The following is a 20101-nucleotide window of genomic DNA, read 5'->3' on the forward strand; positions in this document are numbered from 1 at the left end:
GTGTGCAGCCGGCAATGCGCGTTGCGCGGCGCCGCTGCGCGGCTTGCGGCGGCAGCCCCCGCAAGCGCTGACGCGCCCCCGGGCCGCGCGCAGCCGGTCAGTCCTTCTTGCCGGCCTCGCGATCGAGTTCGCGCAGCCACGCGAGCTTGTCGGCGATCTTCGATTCGAGCCCGCGCGGCACCGGCTTGTACCAGCGCGGCTCGCGCATCCCTTCCGGCAGGTACGACTCGCCGGCCGCATAGGCATTCGGCTCGTCGTGCGCGTAGCGATACGCGTGACCGTAGCCGAGTTCCTTCATCAGCTTGGTCGGCGCATTGCGCAGATGCACGGGGACCTCGCGCGACTTGTCCTGCTTCACGAACGCCATCGCCTGGTTGAACGCGTTGTAGCCCGCGTTGCTCTTCGCCGCGCACGCGAGATAGATCACCGCCTGCCCGAGCGCCAGCTCGCCTTCCGGCGAGCCGAGCCGCTCGTAGGTCTCGGCCGCGTCGTTCGCCACCTGCAGCGCGCGCGGGTCGGCGAGGCCGATGTCTTCCCACGCCATCCGCACGATCCGGCGCGCGAGATATTTCGGATCCGCGCCGCCGTCGATCATCCGGCAGAACCAGTACAGCGCGCCGTCCGGGCTCGAACCGCGCACCGACTTGTGCAGCGCCGAGATCTGGTCATAGAAGTTGTCGCCGCCCTTGTCGAAGCGCCGCGCGTTCAGCGTCATCGCGCTGCTGACGAAATCGGCATCGATGGTCGTGACTCTGGCGGACGATGCGGCCGTCTGCGCCTGCTCGAGCAGGTTCAGGAAACGCCGCGCGTCGCCGTCCGCATAACCAATGAGCGTGTCGATCGCCTTGTCGTCGAACGCGAGGCCGTCGAGCGCGATTTCCTGCGCGCGCTTGAGCAGCTGACGCATCTCGTCGTCGCTCAGCGACTGCAGCACGTACACTTGCGCCCGCGACAGCAGCGCCGAGTTGACTTCGAAACTCGGGTTTTCGGTCGTCGCGCCAATGAAGGTCACGAGCCCCGACTCGACGAACGGCAGCAGCGCATCCTGCTGCCCCTTGTTGAAGCGGTGAATTTCGTCGACGAACAGGATCGTGTGGCGACCGGTGCGGTTCAGCGTGTCCCTCGCCTGCTCCATCGACTCGCGGATGTCCTTCACGCCGCCGAGCACCGCGGACAGCGCGATGAACTCGCAGTCGAACGCGAGCGCGGTGAGGCGAGCGAGCGTCGTCTTGCCGACGCCGGGCGGCCCCCACAGGATCATCGAATGCGGCTTGCCGGATTCGAACGCGAGCCGCAGCGGCTTGCCTTCGCCCAGCAGATGCGTCTGGCCGATCACCTCGGCGAGCGTTTTCGGCCGCAGCGCCTCGGCGAGCGGCCGGCGCGGCTCGACTTGAAACAGGTCGGACATGAACCCTCGCTCCAGATCAAACGATGGCGGCCGAACCGGCCGCCGGACCCGACATTATGACAGCCGCACGACGGCACCGCCGGGCCCGGTGCCCGCGCCGGATGCCCGCACGGGGTGCACGCGCCGGGTGCCCGCGCCGGAAAACAAAACGGGCCTGCCGTCGCCGGCAGGCCCGTGTCGGGAAAAGGGCGCGGTGCCGTTCAGCCCGCGATCACGTCCGCGCCCTTCGGCACGACGAACTTGAATGCATCGCTCTTCAGCGGCGGGTTCGTCTGGATGTTCGTGAAGGTGAGCAGCGTGACGTTGCCGAACACGTCATGCAGCTCCATCGCGGCGAGCGTGCCATTGCGAAAACCAATGCCGATCCGCTGGAACTGCGTGTCCTGCGCCTTCGGCAGCATCTCCAGCCACTCGATGCCGCCCTTCTCGCCGGCGTCGCGCAGCGTGTAGTTCTTGTCGAGATCGTTGCTGCCGAACAGGATCGCGGCCGGGCTCGCGCCCAGCGCGCCGTTCAGCTTGCGCTCGGTGACCTGGTTCAGGTCGTGGTCGTACACGTAGAGCTTGTCGCCGTCGGCCTGCAGCACCTGCTGGTACGGCTTCTGGTACGTCCAGATGAACTTGCCCGGACGCGAGAACACGAACGTGCCGCTCGAGTTGTCATTCGGCTTCGGCGCGGCCTGTGCGGCGCTCGCGCCCTTGGCCGGCGCCTTGACGATCTGCTGCGTGAAATCGCCTTTCGCCGAATGCACCTGCGACACGAAAGCCTTCAGTTGCTCGGTGCCGCCCGCGAACGCGTGCGTCGCCGCGAGCATCAGCGATGCACCTGCGAGCGCCGCGCCGAGCCAGCGCCGCGTCGAACGAAGGGAAGGGACGAACGAAAGTTGCTGCATGTTGCGGTTTTCTCCCTGGGTGGCCGGCGCTGCGTGCGCCGCGGACTCATTCCGCGTCGCGCGCCGGCACAAGAATTTCGCGGTTGCCGCTCGACGACATCGCCGACACGAGCCCCGACTGTTCCATCTGCTCGAGCAGCCGCGCCGCGCGGTTGTAGCCGATCCGCAAATGGCGCTGCACGAGCGAAATCGACGCGCGGTGGTTCTTGATGACGATCTCGACCGCCTGGTCGTACAGCGGATCAGACTCGCCGCCGCCTTCGCCGGTTCCCGCGCCGGCCGAACCCTCGTCGCCGTCGGCGGTGCCGCCCTCGAGCAGCCCTTCGACGTAGTTCGGCTCGCCCTGCTCCTTGAGCTTCTCGACGACGCGATGCACTTCGTCGTCGGCGACGAACGCGCCGTGCACGCGCACCGGCAGCCCGGAGCCCGGCGGCAGGTACAGCATGTCGCCCATCCCGAGCAGCGATTCGGCGCCCATCTGGTCGAGAATCGTGCGCGAATCGATCTTCGACGACACCTGGAACGCGATCCGCGTCGGCACGTTCGCCTTGATCAGGCCCGTGATCACGTCGACGGACGGACGCTGCGTCGCGAGGATCAGGTGGATGCCGGCCGCGCGCGCTTTCTGCGCGATCCGCGCGATCAGCTCCTCGACCTTCTTGCCGACGACCATCATCAGGTCGGCCAGCTCGTCGATCACGACGACGATGTTCGGCAGGCGGCCGAGCGGTTCGGGATCGTCCGGCGTCAGGCTGAACGGATTCGGGATCTTTTCCTCGCGCTTTGCCGCTTCGTCGATCTTGTTGTTGTAGCCCGCCAGGTTGCGCACACCGAGCTTGCTCATCAGCTTGTAGCGGCGTTCCATCTCGGCGACCGTCCAGTTCAGCGCATGGCCGGCCTGGCGCATGTCGGTGACGACCGGGCACAGCAGGTGCGGAATGCCCTCGTAGACGCTCATTTCGAGCATCTTCGGATCGATCAGGATCAGGCGCACCTGCTCGGCGGTGGCCTTGTAGAGCAGCGACAGGATCATCGCGTTGATCCCGACCGACTTGCCGGACCCGGTCGTGCCGGCCACCAGCAGGTGCGGCATCTTCGCGAGATCCGCGCACACCGGCTTGCCGCCGATGTCCTTGCCGAGGCTCAGCGTCAGCGCCGACGACGCGGCCGCATAGACTTCCGAGCCGATGATCTCGGACAGGTGGACCGTCTGGCGGCGCTGGTTCGGCAGTTCGAGCGCCATGTAGTTCTTGCCGGGGATCGTCTCGACCACGCGGATCGACACGAGCGACAGCGAGCGAGCAAGATCCTTCGCGAGGTTGACGATCTGGCTGCCCTTCACGCCGGTGGCCGGCTCGATCTCATAGCGCGTGACGACCGGGCCCGGATACGCGGCGACGACGCTCGCCTCGACGCCGAAGTCCTTCAGCTTCTTCTCGATCAGGCGCGACGTGAATTCGAGCGTATCGGCGGAAATCGCTTCCTGTGTCTGCGGCGCCGGATCGAGCAGCGACACAGGCGGCAGCGTCGAATCGCCCGGCAGGTCGGTGAACAGCGGCACCTGGCGCTCACGCTCGACGCGCTCGGACTTCGCCGGCGTGACGACCGGCGGCACGATCGTCACGGGCTCGTGATCCTCGATGCGCACGCGCTCCTCTTCGACCTTCCCCTCGCGGCGCACGGCCGCGGCCTCGCCGAGCTTGCGGTCGCGTTCGGCCTCGCGGCGCAGCTTCGCGACGTTCACGGCGGACAGGATCGCGCCGCCGACGCGCTCGGCGACCGACAGCCACGAGAAGCGGAAATACAGCGACAGGCCGATCGCGAGCAGGATCAGGAGCAGCAGCGTGCCGCCGGTGAAGCCGAACGCGTGCGACATCGCGCCCGCCACGGCCTCGCCGATCACACCGCCCGGCGCGCGCGGCAGTTGCACCTTCAGCGACCACATCCTCAGCGCCTCGATGCCGTCGCACGCGAGCACGACGAGCACGAACGCGAAGATCTCGGTGAGCCAGCCGATCGGCCGCTCCGGTTCGTCGGCGACGGCCTCGTGACGCGTGATGCGCCGGTAGTTGACCGCGATGCGCCGCCCGAGCGGCACGATCAGCCAGTAGGCCGACAGGCCGAACAGCAGCAGGATGATGTCGGCCGTCCACGCACCGACGCGGCCGGCCCAGTTCGAGATGTGGTCCACCTGCGCGGCGTGCGTCCAGCTCGGATCGTGCCGGCTGTAGCTCAACAGGGCCATCACCAGAAAAGCGCAGAGCGCGACCTGGAGAATCCAGCGGATCTCCGTGAGGAGCTTCGACATCCGGTGCGGCAACGCCTGTGCCTGGGCGGAATAAGGAGCTTTTGCCATGAATCCGTATAAAGAGGACGGGCCGCGCGCCCGCCTGTCGTTCGATCGCGCTTATTGTAAACGCTGCATCGGGCCGCCAAGTGTAAATGACGGTTACATAACAGGGACGGGGTGCCAAACCGGGCGCCTCAAGCGACCGCAAGCCGGACGGACGCGCCCTTGCCGGGGCCTGCGACATCGCGCCGCCGCCCGCCCGGCCCGCCGCGCCGGCACGGGAGGCGCGCCGCGAAACGCTATCGCCACGATTGAAACTCTCGTTCGGCAGCGCAGCAACGGGGCCTTTATAATGCGCGTCTGATACCCATCTATGACGGCATCCCGGTCAACCCGGATCGTACGGCGGGGCCTACCCCACCCGCCGCAGCCGCCTTTTACGGATTCGCACATGTCCACGCCCAAACACGCCAAAGTCCTGATTCTCGGTTCCGGCCCCGCCGGCTACACGGCTGCCGTCTACGCGGCACGCGCCAACCTGTCCCCGGTGCTGATCACCGGCATCGCGCAGGGCGGCCAGCTGATGACCACGACCGACGTCGAAAACTGGCCGGCGGACGCGAAGGGCGTGCAAGGCCCGGAACTGATGGCACGCTTCCAGGAGCACGCCGAGCGCTTCAACACCGAAATCGTATTCGACCACATCCACACCGCGAAACTGCACGAAAAGCCGATCCGGCTGATCGGCGACTCGGGCGAATACACGTGCGACTCGCTGATCATCGCGACCGGCGCGTCCGCGCAGTATCTCGGCCTGGCTTCCGAGGAAGCGTTCATGGGCAAGGGCGTGTCGGCCTGCGCGACCTGCGACGGCTTCTTCTATCGCAACCAGGAAGTCGCGGTGATCGGCGGCGGCAACACGGCCGTCGAGGAAGCGCTCTACCTGACGGGCATCGCGAAGAAGGTCACGGTGATCCACCGCCGCGACAAGTTCCGCGCCGAGCCGATCCTGATCGACCGCCTGCTGGAGAAGCAAAAGGAAGGCGTCGTCGACATCAAGTGGGATCACGTGCTCGACGAGGTGACGGGCGAGGAGTCGGGCGTCACGGGCCTGCGCATCAAGAACGTGAAGACCGGCGCGACGGAAGACCTGCACGTGCAAGGCGTGTTCGTCGCGATCGGCCACAAGCCGAACACCGACCTGTTCCAGGGCCAGCTGGAGATGAAGGACGGCTACATCCTGACGAAGAGCGGCCTGCACGGCAACGCGACGTCGACGAGCGTGCCGGGCGTGTTCGCCGCGGGCGACGTGCAGGACAACGTGTACCGCCAGGCGATCACCAGCGCGGGCACGGGCTGCATGGCCGCGCTCGACGCGCAGCGCTACCTCGAAAGCCTGCACGACAAGAAGTAAGCCGGGAGCCTTGCCGCGGCGGGCGCTACAATGGCGTCCGCTGCCGCGAAGCGGGCTCGACCGGAAAGCCGCTGCCGCCGCGCAGCGGCTTTTTTGTGCCCGCGCGCCCGAACGCGCCTGCCCTGTTACCGAATCATGGCAAAGAACCAGCCCCATCCGAGCGATCCCGCGAAGCGGCAGGTCGCCGCCCGTCCCGCGAACCCCGCGCCCGCCGCGCCGCCGCCCGCGCCCGATCCCGCCGCGTTGCGCGGCCAGGGGCTCGCCGGCCTCGGCGCACTGCGCAAGTCGCTGCAAGGCGAAGCCGATCGCCGCGACCGCGAGCGCATCGAAACGGCCAAGGCCGAGCGCAAGGCGGAAGCCGACGCGAACCTGTTCCGCAACGAGATCGGCGCCGTCCGGCCGCTGAACGCACCGCCGCGCGCGGCGGCCGGCCGCACGCCGCCCGATCCGGTGCCGAAGCAGACGCAGCGCGACGAGGAAGCCGTGCTGAACGCGACGCTGTCCGACGAGTTCGATCCCGAGACGCTGCTCGACAGCGATGACTCGCTGTACTACCACCGCCCCGGCATCAGCCGCGACGTCGTGCGCAAGCTGAGGAGCGGCGCGTGGATCGTCCAGGCGCAGATCGACCTGCACGGCATGCGGCGCGACGAAGCGCGCGATGCGCTCGCCGAATTCATCCGCGAAGCCGGCAAGAAAGGGCTGCGCTGCCTGCGCGTGATCCACGGCAAGGGGCTCGGCTCGATCGGCAAGGAGCCGGTGCTGAAAGGCAAGGTCCGTGCGTGGCTCGTCCAGAAGGAAGAAGTGATCGCATTCTGCGAGGCGCGCGGCCACGACGGCGGCGCGGGCGCGGTGCTGGTGCTGCTGCAGCCGTTCGCGGCGCCGGGCGACCGGGGGCCGCGTGCCGCATCCTAGGCTGACGCTCGCGATCGCGATACTGGAGGCAATCGCCACGCTGGCCTTTGCGATCTCGGGCTTCATCGAGGCGCGCAAGAACCGCCTCGACTCGGTCGGCACGTTCGTGGTGGCGCTCGCCACTGCGTTCGGCGGCGGCACGCTGCGCGACATCCTGCTCGAGCGCCGGCCGTTCTACTGGGTCGTGCACGACGACTACGTGATCGCGATCTTCGTGCTCGCGCTGTTCGCGCCGTTCGTGCTGCGCATGCTGTCGCGGCTGTCGGCCGAGCGGTTGCTGCTCGTCGCCGATGCGATCGGGCTCGGCATCTTCAGCATCTCGGGCACGTCGATCGCGCTCGACGCCGAGATGCCGCGCTTCATCGCGGTGATGATGGGCGTGATTACGGGCGTGGTCGGCGGGATCGTCCGCGACGTGCTGTGCAACGACATCCCGCTGATCCTGCGCGATTCGCGGCCGTACGCGACCTGCGCGTTCGTCGGTTGCTGGTTCTATCTGCTGCTCGTGTGGCTGCAGTTCGATTCGGTGTACAGCGTGCTGCTCGCGACCGGCTTCATCCTCGTCGCACGGCTCGCGACGTTCAAGTTCGACGTGCGGTTGCCGCACTGACGCCGCCGTGCCGCCGCGCCGCAATGCCGTGCCTGGCCGGGACGCCAGAACAAAAGGGGCCGTTCAAGACGGCCCCTTCACGTTCGTTCAGCGCATTCGCGTCCTCACGCGATCCGCTCTTCCGACACCGGATCGAACAGCACCGCCTTCGACACGTCGAACAGCAGCGACTGCGTCTGCCCCGGCTGCGGATTCGCGGCCGGATGCACGCGGCTCACGATCCGCTTGCCGTTGACCTGCGCGAACACGTGCGTGTCCGGCCCGGTCGGCTCCGTCACGTCGACGCGCACGTCGATCGGCTGCAGCTGCGACGTCTCGCCGTGGTGCGCGTTGCGCACGTCGGTGATGCGCTCCGGGCGCAGGCCGAGGATCACCTCGCGGCCGATATGACCGTTCATTCGCTTCGCGTCGAACGGCAGGTTCAGCGCGCCGCGCGCGAGGCCCGTGTCGATTTCGAGCGCGATCCCGCTGCCCTGCTCGACCAGCTTGCCGTTGATGAAGTTCATCGGCGGCGCGCCGATGAAGCCCGCGACGAACAGGTTCGACGGCGAATCGTAGATCTCCTGCGGCGCGCCGAACTGCTGGACCACGCCGTCCTTCATCACCGCGATCCGGTCGCCGAGCGTCATTGCCTCAATCTGGTCGTGCGTCACGTAGACGATCGTCGTGCCGAGGCGCTGGTGCAGCAGCTTGATTTCCGCGCGCATCTCGATGCGCAGCTTCGCGTCGAGGTTCGACAGCGGTTCGTCGAACAGGAACAGCGACGGATCGCGTGCGAGCGCACGGCCCATCGCGACGCGCTGGCGCTGGCCGCCCGACAGCTGGCCCGGCTTGCGGTCAAGCAGATGCTGGATCTGCAGCATCGCCGACACGCGCTCGACGATCTGCTGCTGCTCGCTCTTCGGCACCTTGCGGATGTTCAGGCCGAACGAGATGTTCTCGCGCACCGTCATCGACGGATACAGCGCGTACGACTGGAACACCATCGCGATGTCGCGATCCTTCGGCGACAGGTCGTTCACGACCTTGCCGTCGATGCAGATCTCGCCGCTCGTCACGGTTTCGAGCCCGGCAATCATGTTGAGCAGCGTCGACTTCCCGCAGCCCGACCCGCCGACCAGGATCAGGAACTGTCCGTCCTCGATCTCGATGTCGACACCCTTCAGGACCGGCACCCCGTTCGGGTAGGTCTTGTACACGTCACGGATGGAAAGGCTTGCCATGCTGTGAATCCTCTGTCTCGTCTCGCGCGGCGCACTGCGGCGCCGCGTCGGGTTCGTTTCGATGCGCCGCGCGTCGTGCGCGGCCGGTTCGTCGTTTCGGATGAAACCGCGCTTACCCCTTCACCGCGCCCGCCGTCAGCCCGCGCACGAAGTAGCGGCCGGCGACCACGTAGACGAGCAGCGTCGGCAGCGCGGCGATGATCGCGCCGGCCATGTCGACGTTGTATTCCTTCACGCCCGTCGACGTGTTGACGAGGTTGTTCAGCGCGACCGTGATCGGCATCGAATCGACGCCGGAGAACACGATGCCGAACAGGAAGTCGTTCCAGATCTGCGTGAATTGCCAGATCAGGCACACCATGAAGATCGGCAGCGACACGGGCATCAGGATCTTCGTGAAGATCGTGAAGAAGCCCGCGCCGTCGATGCGCGCGGCCTTCACGAGCTCGGCCGGCACGCTCACATAGAAGTTGCGGAAGAACATCGTCGTGAACGCGATCCCGTACACGACGTGCACGAACACGAGGCCCGGAATCGTGTTGGCGAGGCCGAACATCCCCTGCACGCGCGCCATCGGCAGCAGGATCACCTGGAACGGAATGAAGCAGCCGACCAGCATCATCGTGAACAGCGCATCCGCGCCGCGAAAGCGCCAGTGCGTGAGCACGTAGCCGTTGAACGCGCCGATCAGCGACGAGATCAGCACGGCCGGGATCACCATCTGCAGCGAGTTCAGGAAGAACGGCTTCATGCCGTCGCAGCGCACGCCGGTACACGCGCCGCTCCACGCCTTCACCCACGGATCGATGGTCCAGTGCGTCGGCGGCGTCAGCAGGTTGCCGGTGCGCAGTTGGTCGAGATCCTTGAAGGACGTCGACAGCATCACGTAGATCGGGAACAGGAAATACAGCGCGAACAGGATCAGCGCCGCATAGATCACTGCCCGGCTGATCGTCATCTTAGGCTGCATTGCGGGTGCTCCTCGATTCCATATACATCAGCGGCACCAGCACGGCGACCACGGTCGCGAGCATCATCACCGACGACGCCGCGCCGAGCCCGAGCTGGCCGCGGTTGAACGAAAACGTGTACATGAACATGGCCGGCAGCGACGACGACGTGCCGGGGCCGCCCGCCGTCAACGCGACCACCAGGTCGAAGGTCTTGATCGTGATGTGGCAGAGAATCAGCAGCACCGAGAAGAACACCGGGCGCATGCTCGGGATCACGATCTTGCGGTAGATGGTCGGCAGCGTCGCGCCGTCGACCTGCGCGGCCTTGAAGATCTCGGCGTCGACGCCGCGCAACCCGGCGAGGAACAGCGCCATCACGAAGCCGGTCGACTGCCACACGGCGGCGATCACGATACAGAAGATCGCCTTGTCCGGATCGTCGAGCCAGCCGAACGAGAAGCTCGTCCAGCCCCAGTCGTGCATCACTTTCTCCAGGCCGAGGCCCGGGTTCAGGATCCACTGCCATGCGGTACCCGTGACGATGAACGACAGCGCCATCGGATACAGGAAGATCGCGCGCAGCGCGCCTTCGTTGCGGATCCGCTGGTCGAGCAGGATCGCGAGGAACAGCCCGAGCGCGACGCAGATCGCGATGAACGGTATCCCGAACCAGCCGAGGTTCGCGGCGGAGGTCCACCACACGTCGTTCTGGAACAGGTCCGTGTAACGGCCGAAGCCGTCGAATTCGTAGTTCGGCAACAGCCGCGAGTTGGTCAGCGACAGATAGCCGGTGATCAGAATGAAGCCGTAGATGAACACCACGGCGATCGCGAGGCTCGGCGCGAGCACGAGCTTCGGGATCCAGCGATCGGCGAAGGCCGACATCGGCGACGTGCGCCGTGCGGCGGCAGCGCCGGATCCGTTTCCGCTAAGAGGGGCAGCCACTTGATTCGACTCCTGGAACGAGGGTGACGCAGGCCGGGCCGGCGCCGGGTACGGCACGGGCTTCGCGGGCGAGCCCGTTTGCTGCACTTGCAAAAACGCCCGGCCGGCGAAGTGCTTCCGGCCGGGCGCCTATCGCGTTTTACTTCACCTTCGCGGCTTTCGCGAGCGCGGCGACCGCGCTCTTCGAATCCTGCTGCGAGTTCATGAACTTCGTCACGACGTCGGTGATCGCGCCGGCCGTTGCGTCGCCCTGCGCCATCCCGTGCGCGAGCGACGGCACGAAGCCGCCCGACTTGATCGCGGTCTGCTCGTCGGCGTACGACTTCTTCGCGCAGTCGTCGAACTTGTCCATCTTCACGCCGAGACGCACCGGCACCGAACCCTTCAGCAGGCTGAACTGCTCCTGGAAGGCCGGCGTCATGATCGTCTTCGCGAGTGCGAGCTGGCCCGGCGTCGCTTCCTTCTGGCCCTTCTGCTGGAAGAACACGAACGAGTCGACGTTGAACGTGTACGAATTCGCCGTACCCGGCACCGCCGCGCAGATGTAGTCCTTGCCCGCCTTCTTGCCCGCGTTCTCGAACTCGCCCTTCGCCCAGTCGCCCATGAACTGCATGCCGGCCTTGCCGTTGATGACCATCGCGGTCGCGAGGTTCCAGTCGCGGCCGTTACGGCCGGTATCGAAGTAGCCCTGGATCTTGCGCACCGTGTCGAACACGGACAGCATCTGCGGCGAGGTCAGCGTCGCCTGATCGAGATCCACCAGCGCCTTCTTGTAGAACGCCGGGCCCTGCGACAGCACGACGTCTTCCCACAGCGTCAGGTCCTGCCACGGCTGGCCGCCCATCGCGACCGGCTGGATGCCCGCGGCCTTCAGCTTGTCGGCGACCGCGAAGAATTCCGGCCAGGTGGTCGGCACCTTCGCGCCGACCTTGTCGAGCGCGGCCTTGTTGATATAGAGCCAGTTCACGCGGTGCACCGAGAACGGCGCCGCGACGGTGTGGCCCTTGTACTTGATGATCTTGTCGATTTCCGGCGGCAGGTTCTGCTTCCAGTCGCCAGCGGCGGAATCGATGTTGACGAGCACGCCCTGGTCGGCCCAGTCCTGGATCAGCGGGCCCTTGATCTGCGCGGCCGACGGTGCGTCGCCGCTGATCACCTTGGTCTTCAGCGCGGTCATCGCCGCGGCGCCGGCGCCGCCCGCGACCGCGAAATCCTTCCACACGTAGCCCTGCTTCTGCAAGTCGTCCTTCAGCACGCCGACGGCCTTCGACTCGCCGCCCGAGGTCCACCAGTGCAGCACGGTTACATTCTCGGCCGCCTGCGCCGCCACGGCGCCAGCCATCAGACCCGCGGCGCAGAGCGCGCCCATGATCGAGCGAACTTTCATTACTTATCTCCTCCAGACTGAATCAACTCGTGAGGTTCCCCGACGGGGAACCGGCTTCTTGATAAACGACGGGGAAATCGAGCCGCGGGACGCATGCAGCGTACGGGGCCGATGACCGGCCGGGCTCTTACAGAAAGCGTGAATCGAGATTCAACGGCGTGTCTCCTCTTTGTGTTTCTGGCCCGCCGCGATGCCGCGGCGCGAGCCCGGGGGCGACGGCGCGCGGACGATGCGCACCGTCAATGTCCGATAACATTCGGCACAAGGCGTTCCCGAAGGCGAAGCTCGCGCAGTTCATCGACCGCACTTCTTTTTTTCTTCACCCAGGTGCTACCCCTTGCGGCGGATTGTAGTTAAACTACAATTCAGTGTCAAAAATATTTTTATCGCACTACGGATCGCTTCCCAGCACCCCAACCGGCGGAGACACATGCATACCGATTCCAGCTTTACCTTCGTACTTTTCGGCGGCACCGGCGACCTGTCGATGCGCAAGATCCTGCCCGCGCTGTTCGAAGCGCACCGCGGCAACATGCTCGCGGAAAGCGGCCGGATCGTTGCCGTCGCGCGGCACGAATCGGATCGGGCCGGCTATCTCGAGTGGGTCGACACGCACGTGAAGCCGCACGCGGCGAAAGCCGCCGGCAAGGCCTTCGACGAAACCGCGTGGAAATCCTTCCTCGAACGCATCGAATACGTAAAGCTCGACCTCGGTCGCGCGGAGGACTACGTCGTGCTGCGCGACGCGGTCGCGCAGCTTCCCGGCATCCGCGTGTTCTATCTCGCGACGGGGCCGTCGCTGTTCGTGCCGATCTGCAAGGCACTCGCGTCGGTCGGCCTGAACGAAGGCGCGCGCATCGTGCTCGAGAAGCCGCTCGGCTACGACTTGCGCTCGTCGAACGCGATCAACGACGCGGTCGGCGAGATCTTCGCGGAAGACCAGATCTACCGGATCGACCACTACCTCGGGAAGGAGCCGGTGCAGAACCTGCTCGCGCTGCGCTTCGGCAATGCGCTGTTCGAGCCGCTGTGGCGCCGCGAATGGGTCGAGAGCATCCAGATCACGATCGCCGAGGAGCTCGGCGTCGAGGCGCGCGGCGATTTCTACGACAATACGGGCGCGCTGCGCGACATGGTGCAGAACCACCTGCTGCAGCTGCTGTCGATCGTCGCCATGGAGCCGCCGCACTCGATGGACTCCGACTCGGTGCGCGACGAAAAGCTGCGCGTGCTGCGCGCGCTGAAACCCGTCGATTCGCGCGACATCGGCAAGGTCGCGGTGCGCGGCCAGTATCATGCGGGCGTGATCAAGGGCGCGCAGGTCCCGGCCTACGCGACCGAGCCTGGCGTGAAGCCGGACAGCCCGACCGAAACCTTCGTCGCGCTGAAGGTCGAGATCGAAAACTGGCGCTGGGCCGGCGTGCCGTTCTTCCTGCGCACCGGCAAGCGTCTCGCCGATCGCGTCGCGGAGATCGTCGTCAACTTCCGGCCGGTGCCGCACTCGGCCCTCGGGCCGACCGCGCTGCGCGCCGGATCGAACCGCCTCGTGATCCGGCTGCAGCCGAACGAGACGATTCGCCTGTACTGCCTCGCGAAGCAGCCCGGCGAAGGGATGAACCTCGCGAGCGTGCACCTCGACCTCGCGTTCGACCGTTTCTTCAAGGAAGGGCAGATGGAGGCGTATCAGCGCCTCTTACTCGACGTGATCAACGGCCGCCTCGCCCTGTTCGTGCGTCGCGACGAACAGGAAGCCGCGTGGCGCTGGGTCGAGCCGATCCTGAACGAATGGGCCCGCTCGCTGAAGCCGCCGAAGCCGTATGCGGCAGGCACGTGGGGGCCGGCCGCGGCGAGCGCGATGCTTGCGCAGCACGGCACCTGCTGGCTCGAAGAAGAAAACTGATGCAAACCGTTGCCGTGTGCACACGACAACGTGCCCCATGATTCGCACGAATTGAACAGACAAAGCAGTCCGGAGGAGATGTGATCGAGATTCACGCTTTCGACACCCAGGAAGCGCAAAGCGAAGCGCTCGCGCGCGCCGTCGGCGATGCGCTGCGCGCCGCGCTCGGCGGCCCCGCGCGCCCGACGCTCGCGGTGTCCGGCGGCACGAGCCCGCGCCCGTTCCTGCAAACGCTGTCGCACGCGGCGCTCGACTGGGCCGGCGTCGACGTCACGCTGGTCGACGACCGCTGGGTGCCGGAAGACGACGCGGCCAGCAACGCGCAGCTCGTGCGCGACGCGCTGCTGCAGCACGCGGCGGCCCCTGCCCGCTTCCTGCCGCTCGTCGACACGCGCGCGGCGCTCGACGCGCACGTCGCTTCCCTCAACGCGAACGCCGACTACCGCGTGCCGACCGTCGCCGTGCTCGGCATGGGCGAGGACGGCCACACCGCGTCGATCTTCGCCGATGCGCCCGAATGGGATCGCGCGATCACGACGCCCGAGCGCTTCGTCGCCGTGCATCCCGGTGCCGCGCCGCATGCGCGTGTGAGCTTCTCGCTCGATGCGCTCAAGCGCGTCGAGCGGCTGTTCCTGCTGATCGCGGGCGAACGCAAGCGCGCGGTGCTCGACGCAGCAGCCGCATCGCTGCAGAAGAACGCGATTTCCCAACTGGCCAACGACAAGGGGACCAAGCTCGATGTCTACTGGTGCGCAAAGTAAGGCTGTCGTCGCGGCCCAGCATGCCGACGGCCCGCGCCTGCTCGCGGACGTCGGCGGCACCAACGCGCGTTTCGCGCTGGAAACCGGCCCCGGCGAGATCACGCAGATCCGCGTCTACCCCGGCGCCGACTATCCGACGCTCACCGACGCGATCCGCAAGTATCTGAAGGACGTGAAGATCAGCCGCGTGAACCACGCGGCGATCGCGATCGCGAACCCGGTCGACGGCGACCAGATCACGATGACCAATCACGACTGGAGCTTCTCGATCGAGGCCACGCGCCGCGCGCTCGGCTTCGACACGCTGCTCGTCGTGAACGACTTCACCGCGCTCGCGATGGCGCTGCCGGGCCTGACCGATGCGCAGCGCGTGCAGATCGGTGGCGGCACGCGCCGCCAGAACAGCGTGATCGGGCTGCTCGGGCCCGGCACCGGGCTCGGGGTCTCCGGCCTGATTCCCGCGGACGACCGCTGGATCGCGCTCGGCAGCGAAGGCGGTCACGCATCGTTCGCGCCGCAGGACGAGCGCGAGGATCTCGTGCTGCAGTACGCGCGCAAGAAGTTTCCGCACGTGTCCTTCGAACGCGTGTGCGCGGGACCGGGCATCGAGGTCATCTACCGCGCGCTCGCCGCGCGCGACAAGAAGCGCGTGGCCGCGACCGTCGACACGGCGGACATCGTCGAGCGCGCGCATGCGGGCGACGATCTCGCCCTCGAGGCGGTCGAATGCTTCTGCGGCATCCTCGGCTCGTTCGCGGGCAGCCTCGCGCTGACGCTCGGCGCGCTCGGCGGCGTGTACATTGGCGGCGGCGTCGCGCTGAAGCTCGGCGATCTGTTCACGCGCTCGTCGTTCCGCGCGCGCTTCGAGGCGAAGGGCCGCTTCACGCAGTATCTCCAGAACATCCCGACCTACCTGATCACCGCCGAATATCCGGCCTTCCTCGGCGTGTCGGCGATCCTCGCGGAGCAGTTGTCGAACCGGTCGGGCGGCGCATCGTCGGCCGTGTTCGAGCGGATCCGCCAGATGCGCGACGCGCTGACGCCGGCCGAGCGCCGCGTCGCCGATCTCGCGCTGAACCATCCGCGCTCGATCATCAACGACCCGATCGTCGACATCGCACGCAAGGCGGACGTGAGCCAGCCGACGGTGATCCGCTTCTGCCGCTCGCTCGGCTGCCAGGGGCTGTCGGATTTCAAGCTGAAGCTCGCGACCGGCCTCACAGGCACGATTCCGATGAGCCACAGCCAGGTGCATCTCGGCGACACCGCCACCGACTTCGGCGCGAAGGTGCTCGACAACACGGTGTCCGCGATCCTGCAGTTGCGCGAACACCTGAACTTCGAGCACGTCGAGAACGCGATCGAGATCCTGAACGGCGCGCGCCGCATCGAGTTCTACGGGCTCGGCAACTCGAACATCGTCGCGCAGGACGCGCATTACAAGTTCTTCCGCTTCGGGATTCCGACGATCGCGTACGGCGACCTGTACATGCAGGCCGCATCGGCCGCGCTGCTCGGCAAGGGCGACGTGATCGTCGCGGTGTCGAAATCGGGACGCGCGCCGGAATTGCTGCGCGTGCTCGAGGTCGCGATGCAGGCTGGCGCGAAGGTGATCGCGATCACGTCGAGCAACACGCCGCTCGCGAAGCGCGCGACCGTCGCGCTCGAGACCGACCACATCGAGATGCGCGAATCGCAGCTGTCGATGATCTCGCGGGTCCTGCATCTGCTGATGATCGACGTCCTCGCGGTCGGCGTCGCGATTCGTCGCGCGTCCACCAACGGCGAACTGCCGGAGGCCGTCGCGCAGGCGCGCGCACGGGCGAGCGACGACGAGACGGCCGACGTGCTCGACTGGCTGAGCCACGGCGCCTCGCCGGCGGCGAAGGACGTCGCGCGGGACTGACGCCCGACACGGCACGGCGACCGCTTTCCGCCCGCCCGAAAAAAACGCCACCGACGCATCGCGCGGTGGCGTTTTTTCATGCCGGGGCGGCGGCTGCCGCGCCGGCTCAGGCGCCCGCTTTCACCGGCCGGCCATGCCAGCGCAGCACGAGGGAGCGGCCGACGAAACACAGCACGCCGGTGACGCCGATCGTCACGCCCATCGCGAACGGCGTGCCGTCCGCGAGTGCGCCGATCGCAACGCTCGCGATCGCGCCAAGCGCGAGCTGCATCGCGCCGAACACGGCCGCCGACGCGCCCGCATTGTGCGGATAGCGATGCATCAGGTCGGTCGTGCAGTTCGCGGACAGGATCCCGACCACGCCGACCACGAAGAACAGGCACACGACGATCGACCACAACCCGCCCCACCCGGTCAGCGCGACGAGCGCGACCGCCAGCGACGCGATGCAGCTCACGAGCGACGCGGCCGAGATGATGCGCAGCGATCCGATGCGGCCGACGAGCCGCGTGTTCGCGAAGTTACCGATCATGATCCCGACGACGTTCAGGCCGAACAGCAGCCCGTAGTGCTGCGGCGACACGTGGAAATACTCGATGTACACGAACGGCGTCGCGGTGATGTACGAGAACATCGACGCGAACGCCATCCCGCCGCACAGCATGTGCCCCCACGCGACCGGATCGGACAGGATGCGCCCGTACGATGCGAACGACGCGAGCACGGCCGCGCTCTTGCGCCGCTCCTTCGGCCAGGTTTCCGGCACGCGCAGGTACGCGGTCGCCGCGCACACCGCGCCGAACACGGCGAGCACGACGAACACGCCGCGCCAGCCCGAGAAGCGCAGGATCTGCCCGCCGATCAGCGGCGCGAGCAGCGGCCCGACCGCAGTGACGATCGCAACCATCGACAGCACCTTCGCCGCATCGGTCGGCTCGTGCGCATCGCGCGCGATCGCACGCGACAGCACCGACGCCGCGCCGGCGCCGAGCGCCTGCAGGAACCGCACGAGGATCAGCATGTCGATCGAGTTCGACACGAAGCAGCCGACGCTCGCGAGCGTGAACAGCGCGATGCCACCGAGCAGCACGGGCCGGCGGCCCCACGTGTCGGACATCGGACCGTACAGCAGCATGCCGATCGAGAAGCCAGCCATGAAGCTCGTCAGCGTGCGCTGCGCGGCGCCGGGGCTGACGGAAAAGCCGTCGGCAATCGACGGCAGGCTCGGCAGGTACATGTCGGTGGCGATCGGCCCGCAGGCCGCGAGCGCGCCGAGCAACAGGATCAGCCGGGCATCGGGCCGGCGTCGGATGACGTGAGACATGGGTATCCGGAATGGAGGCCCGCGCGCATCGGGGCGCGCGTGGCGGTGAAGACGGGAGGCCGCGCCGCGAACGGCGCGCCCAGGCCCATGATTGTACGCGCAACTTTTTTACGTGCTGGCGGCCGAGTGGGCGGCTGGCGGGAAAACACCGGCGCGACGCCCACCGCGCGGGATCGAGCGCCGGGATTCGATTAAGCTTGCAACTCCTCGCCCCTCTTGTCTGACCAATACGACACACGATCGAACCGATGACCGCCTTCCTGTTGATCTGGAGCCCCAAGAAATGGCCGTGGCCCGAACTGCCCGACGTCGCCGCGCGCGTGAAAGCCGGCGAGGCCGTGCATGACGTGTGGGGCTGCGGCTTCGCGCGCGGCATCCTGCCGGGCGATCGTGTGTTCCTGCACCGCGTCGCGAAGGAGCCGAAGGGCGTGTTCGGCTCGGGCTACGTGACGCGCGCGCCGTACGAGGTGCACGATCCGTCGACGAAGCGCGGCTACCGGCTATGCATCGACTTCGTGTACGACTGGCTGGTCGACGCCCACCAGGACGTCGTGATCCCGCGCGACGCGCTGCGCGTCCATCCGTACTCGGTGCAGACCTGGGACGCGCAGAGCTCCGGCACGGTGATCAAGCCGATGGTCGAAGGCCCGCTCGAGAAGCGCTGGGCCGAGCTGACCGGCAAGCGCAAGCCGCCACCGTTGCCGGATCGATAACGGGGCCGAATCACACCCTCGTCCCGCCCGGCCCGCGCCATCCCTCACGCGCCGAAAGGCCGCAGACCGCCCGGCGGGCCCGTCATGCGCGTCTCCGGTACAATCAGACGATCGTTCCGCCCAGGCGCCGCGGCCCGTGCACAGGCCCCCGCGCCCTTCTCTCGCAGGTTTCGTCCATGTCCAACAATCAGATCCTCTTCGAACGCGCCCAGAAGACCATTCCGGGCGGCGTCAACTCGCCGGTGCGCGCCTTCCGTTCGGTCGGCGGCACGCCGCGTTTCGTCTCGCGCGCGCAGGGCCCGTACTTCTGGGATGCCGACGGCAAGCAGTACATCGACTACATCGGCTCATGGGGCCCGATGATCGTCGGCCACGTCCATCCGGAAGTGCTGTCGGCCGTGCAGAACGTGCTCGCCGACGGCTTCTCGTTCGGCGCGCCGACCGAAGCCGAGATCGAAATCGCCGAGGAAATCTGCAAGCTCGTCCCGTCGATCGAGCAAGTGCGGATGGTATCGAGCGGCACCGAGGCCACGATGAGCGCGCTGCGTCTCGCGCGCGGCTTCACGGGCCGCAGCCGCATCGTCAAGTTCGAGGGCTGCTATCACGGTCACGCGGACAGCCTGCTGGTCAAGGCCGGCTCCGGCCTGCTGACGTTCGGCAACCCGACGTCGGCCGGCGTGCCGGCCGACATCGCGAAACACACGACCGTCCTGGAATACAACAACGTCGCCGCGCTCGAAGAAGCGTTCGGCGCGTTCGGCGACGAGATCGCCGCGGTGATCGTCGAGCCCGTCGCGGGCAACATGAACCTCGTGCGCGGCACGCCCGAATTCCTGAACGCGCTGCGCGCGCTGTGCACGAAGCACGGCGCCGTGCTGATCTTCGACGAAGTGATGTGCGGCTTCCGCGTCGCGCTCGGCGGCGCGCAGGCGTACTACGGGATCACGGCCGACCTCACCTGCCTCGGCAAGGTGATTGGCGGCGGGATGCCGGCCGCCGCGTTCGGCGGCCGCCGCGACATCATGGCCCACCTCGCGCCGCTCGGCGGCGTCTATCAGGCCGGCACGCTGTCGGGCAACCCGATCGCGGTCGCCGCGGGCCTGAAGACGCTGCAACTGATCCAGGCGCCCGGCTTCTACGACGCGCTCACCGCGCAGACGAAACGCCTCGCCGACGGCCTCGCGGCCGAAGCGCGCGCGGCCGGCGTGCCGTTCGCCGCCGACTCGATCGGCGCGATGTTCGGCCTCTACTTCGCGGAGCGTGTGCCGACCAGCTTCGCGGAAGTCACGAAGAGCGATACCGAGCGCTTCAACCGCTTCTTCCACCTGATGCTCGACGAGGGCGTGTATTTCGCGCCGTCCGCGTACGAGGCCGGCTTCGTGTCGAGCACGCACGACGACGCGGTGATCGACGCGACGCTCGCGGCCGCACGCCGCGCATTCGCAGCCCTTGCCGCCTGACC

Annotated in this window: 16 protein-coding genes; 8 read left to right on the forward strand and 8 right to left on the reverse strand. The window is 67.3% G+C overall.

Annotated elements, in window-relative coordinates:
* Nucleotides 1-97: 97 nt before the first annotated feature.
* From BTE28158_RS16600 to BTE28158_RS16610, 3 genes are all read right to left on the reverse strand, one after another.
* Nucleotides 98-1408 (reverse strand): replication-associated recombination protein A, encoded by a 1311-nt coding sequence (locus tag BTE28158_RS16600; protein ID WP_059605319.1) that lies wholly within the window; start codon nucleotides 1406-1408, stop codon nucleotides 98-100.
* 200 nt (nucleotides 1409-1608) lie between these two features.
* Nucleotides 1609-2298, reverse strand: a complete 690-nt coding sequence (gene lolA / locus BTE28158_RS16605) for an outer membrane lipoprotein chaperone LolA (RefSeq protein WP_124623532.1) — start codon at nucleotides 2296-2298, stop codon at nucleotides 1609-1611.
* A 46-nt stretch (nucleotides 2299-2344) separates the two neighbouring features.
* Nucleotides 2345-4654, reverse strand: a complete 2310-nt coding sequence (locus BTE28158_RS16610) for a DNA translocase FtsK (RefSeq protein WP_151050994.1) — start codon at nucleotides 4652-4654, stop codon at nucleotides 2345-2347.
* 385 nt (nucleotides 4655-5039) lie between these two features.
* Between BTE28158_RS16610 and trxB the strand changes: the two genes are divergently transcribed.
* The 3 genes from trxB to BTE28158_RS16625 all read left to right on the forward strand — a co-directional run bounded on the left by trxB (nucleotide 5040) and on the right by BTE28158_RS16625 (nucleotide 7527).
* Nucleotides 5040-6002 (forward strand): thioredoxin-disulfide reductase, encoded by a 963-nt coding sequence (gene trxB / locus BTE28158_RS16615; RefSeq protein WP_059605329.1) that lies wholly within the window; start codon nucleotides 5040-5042, stop codon nucleotides 6000-6002.
* Between the two features lie 135 nt (nucleotides 6003-6137).
* Complete coding sequence (locus tag BTE28158_RS16620) at nucleotides 6138-6917, forward strand: Smr/MutS family protein (RefSeq protein ID WP_174919966.1); 780 nt, start codon at nucleotides 6138-6140, stop codon at nucleotides 6915-6917.
* Complete coding sequence (locus BTE28158_RS16625; protein ID WP_059605334.1) at nucleotides 6904-7527, forward strand: trimeric intracellular cation channel family protein; 624 nt, start codon at nucleotides 6904-6906, stop codon at nucleotides 7525-7527. The genes BTE28158_RS16620 and BTE28158_RS16625 overlap by 14 nt, the downstream gene beginning before the upstream one ends.
* 104 nt (nucleotides 7528-7631) lie before the next feature.
* Here the strand turns inward: BTE28158_RS16625 and BTE28158_RS16630 are convergent, their stop codons facing one another.
* From BTE28158_RS16630 to BTE28158_RS16645, 4 genes are all read right to left on the reverse strand, one after another.
* Complete coding sequence (locus BTE28158_RS16630) at nucleotides 7632-8750, reverse strand: ABC transporter ATP-binding protein (RefSeq protein ID WP_151052073.1); 1119 nt, start codon at nucleotides 8748-8750, stop codon at nucleotides 7632-7634.
* A 112-nt stretch (nucleotides 8751-8862) separates the two neighbouring features.
* Entirely contained in the window at nucleotides 8863-9720 is an 858-nt protein-coding gene (locus BTE28158_RS16635; RefSeq protein WP_108064722.1) for a carbohydrate ABC transporter permease, read from the reverse strand.
* Entirely contained in the window at nucleotides 9710-10648 is a 939-nt protein-coding gene (locus tag BTE28158_RS16640) for a carbohydrate ABC transporter permease (protein ID WP_059509685.1), read from the reverse strand. Before BTE28158_RS16640 ends, BTE28158_RS16635 begins: the two co-directional genes overlap by 11 nt.
* A 139-nt stretch (nucleotides 10649-10787) precedes the next feature.
* Nucleotides 10788-12035: an ABC transporter substrate-binding protein gene (locus BTE28158_RS16645; RefSeq protein ID WP_059605341.1), complete on the reverse strand. Its 1248-nt coding sequence runs from the start codon at nucleotides 12033-12035 to the stop codon at nucleotides 10788-10790.
* 430 nt (nucleotides 12036-12465) lie between these two features.
* Here BTE28158_RS16645 and zwf point away from each other — a divergent pair, with 430 nt between their 5' ends.
* The 3 genes from zwf to BTE28158_RS16660 all read left to right on the forward strand — a co-directional run bounded on the left by zwf (nucleotide 12466) and on the right by BTE28158_RS16660 (nucleotide 16602).
* The gene (gene zwf / locus BTE28158_RS16650) at nucleotides 12466-13935 is read left to right on the forward strand and encodes a glucose-6-phosphate dehydrogenase (protein WP_124904341.1); all 1470 of its coding nucleotides are present in this window, start codon (nucleotides 12466-12468) and stop codon (nucleotides 13933-13935) included.
* A gap of 80 nt (nucleotides 13936-14015) precedes the next feature.
* Nucleotides 14016-14696, forward strand: a complete 681-nt coding sequence (gene pgl, locus BTE28158_RS16655; protein ID WP_174919968.1) for a 6-phosphogluconolactonase — start codon at nucleotides 14016-14018, stop codon at nucleotides 14694-14696.
* Nucleotides 14674-16602, forward strand: a complete 1929-nt coding sequence (locus BTE28158_RS16660) for a bifunctional transcriptional regulator/glucokinase (protein ID WP_124623552.1) — start codon at nucleotides 14674-14676, stop codon at nucleotides 16600-16602. Before pgl ends, BTE28158_RS16660 begins: the two co-directional genes overlap by 23 nt.
* A gap of 106 nt (nucleotides 16603-16708) precedes the next feature.
* Here the strand turns inward: BTE28158_RS16660 and BTE28158_RS16665 are convergent, their stop codons facing one another.
* Nucleotides 16709-17926: a Bcr/CflA family multidrug efflux MFS transporter gene (locus BTE28158_RS16665; RefSeq protein ID WP_059605354.1), complete on the reverse strand. Its 1218-nt coding sequence runs from the start codon at nucleotides 17924-17926 to the stop codon at nucleotides 16709-16711.
* A gap of 248 nt (nucleotides 17927-18174) precedes the next feature.
* On the opposite strand from BTE28158_RS16665, the gene BTE28158_RS16670 reads away from it, so the two are divergent.
* Nucleotides 18175-18639, forward strand: coding sequence for a hypothetical protein (locus tag BTE28158_RS16670; RefSeq protein WP_151051969.1), 465 nt, complete (start codon nucleotides 18175-18177; stop codon nucleotides 18637-18639).
* A gap of 176 nt (nucleotides 18640-18815) precedes the next feature.
* Nucleotides 18816-20099 (forward strand): glutamate-1-semialdehyde 2,1-aminomutase, encoded by a 1284-nt coding sequence (gene hemL, locus BTE28158_RS16675; protein WP_059605360.1) that lies wholly within the window; start codon nucleotides 18816-18818, stop codon nucleotides 20097-20099.
* Nucleotides 20100-20101 lie beyond the last annotated feature (2 nt).

Source organism: Burkholderia diffusa, assembly GCF_902499115.1.
Lineage (GTDB): Bacteria > Pseudomonadota > Gammaproteobacteria > Burkholderiales > Burkholderiaceae > Burkholderia > Burkholderia diffusa.

Coding starts and splice junctions, on each gene's coding strand:
- BTE28158_RS16610 (WP_151050994.1), bottom strand. CDS start 4,654: ATGGCAAAAGCTCCTTATTCCGCCCAGGCACAGGCGTTGCCGCACCGG.
- BTE28158_RS16660 (WP_124623552.1), top strand. CDS start 14,674: ATGTCTACTGGTGCGCAAAGTAAGGCTGTCGTCGCGGCCCAGCATGCC.
- BTE28158_RS16665 (WP_059605354.1), bottom strand. CDS start 17,926: ATGTCTCACGTCATCCGACGCCGGCCCGATGCCCGGCTGATCCTGTTG.
- BTE28158_RS16635 (WP_108064722.1), bottom strand. CDS start 9,720: ATGCAGCCTAAGATGACGATCAGCCGGGCAGTGATCTATGCGGCGCTG.
- lolA (WP_124623532.1), bottom strand. CDS start 2,298: ATGCAGCAACTTTCGTTCGTCCCTTCCCTTCGTTCGACGCGGCGCTGG.
- BTE28158_RS16630 (WP_151052073.1), bottom strand. CDS start 8,750: ATGGCAAGCCTTTCCATCCGTGACGTGTACAAGACCTACCCGAACGGG.
- BTE28158_RS16645 (WP_059605341.1), bottom strand. CDS start 12,035: ATGAAAGTTCGCTCGATCATGGGCGCGCTCTGCGCCGCGGGTCTGATG.
- BTE28158_RS16620 (WP_174919966.1), top strand. CDS start 6,138: ATGGCAAAGAACCAGCCCCATCCGAGCGATCCCGCGAAGCGGCAGGTC.
- zwf (WP_124904341.1), top strand. CDS start 12,466: ATGCATACCGATTCCAGCTTTACCTTCGTACTTTTCGGCGGCACCGGC.
- trxB (WP_059605329.1), top strand. CDS start 5,040: ATGTCCACGCCCAAACACGCCAAAGTCCTGATTCTCGGTTCCGGCCCC.
- BTE28158_RS16600 (WP_059605319.1), bottom strand. CDS start 1,408: ATGTCCGACCTGTTTCAAGTCGAGCCGCGCCGGCCGCTCGCCGAGGCG.
- BTE28158_RS16670 (WP_151051969.1), top strand. CDS start 18,175: ATGACCGCCTTCCTGTTGATCTGGAGCCCCAAGAAATGGCCGTGGCCC.
- hemL (WP_059605360.1), top strand. CDS start 18,816: ATGTCCAACAATCAGATCCTCTTCGAACGCGCCCAGAAGACCATTCCG.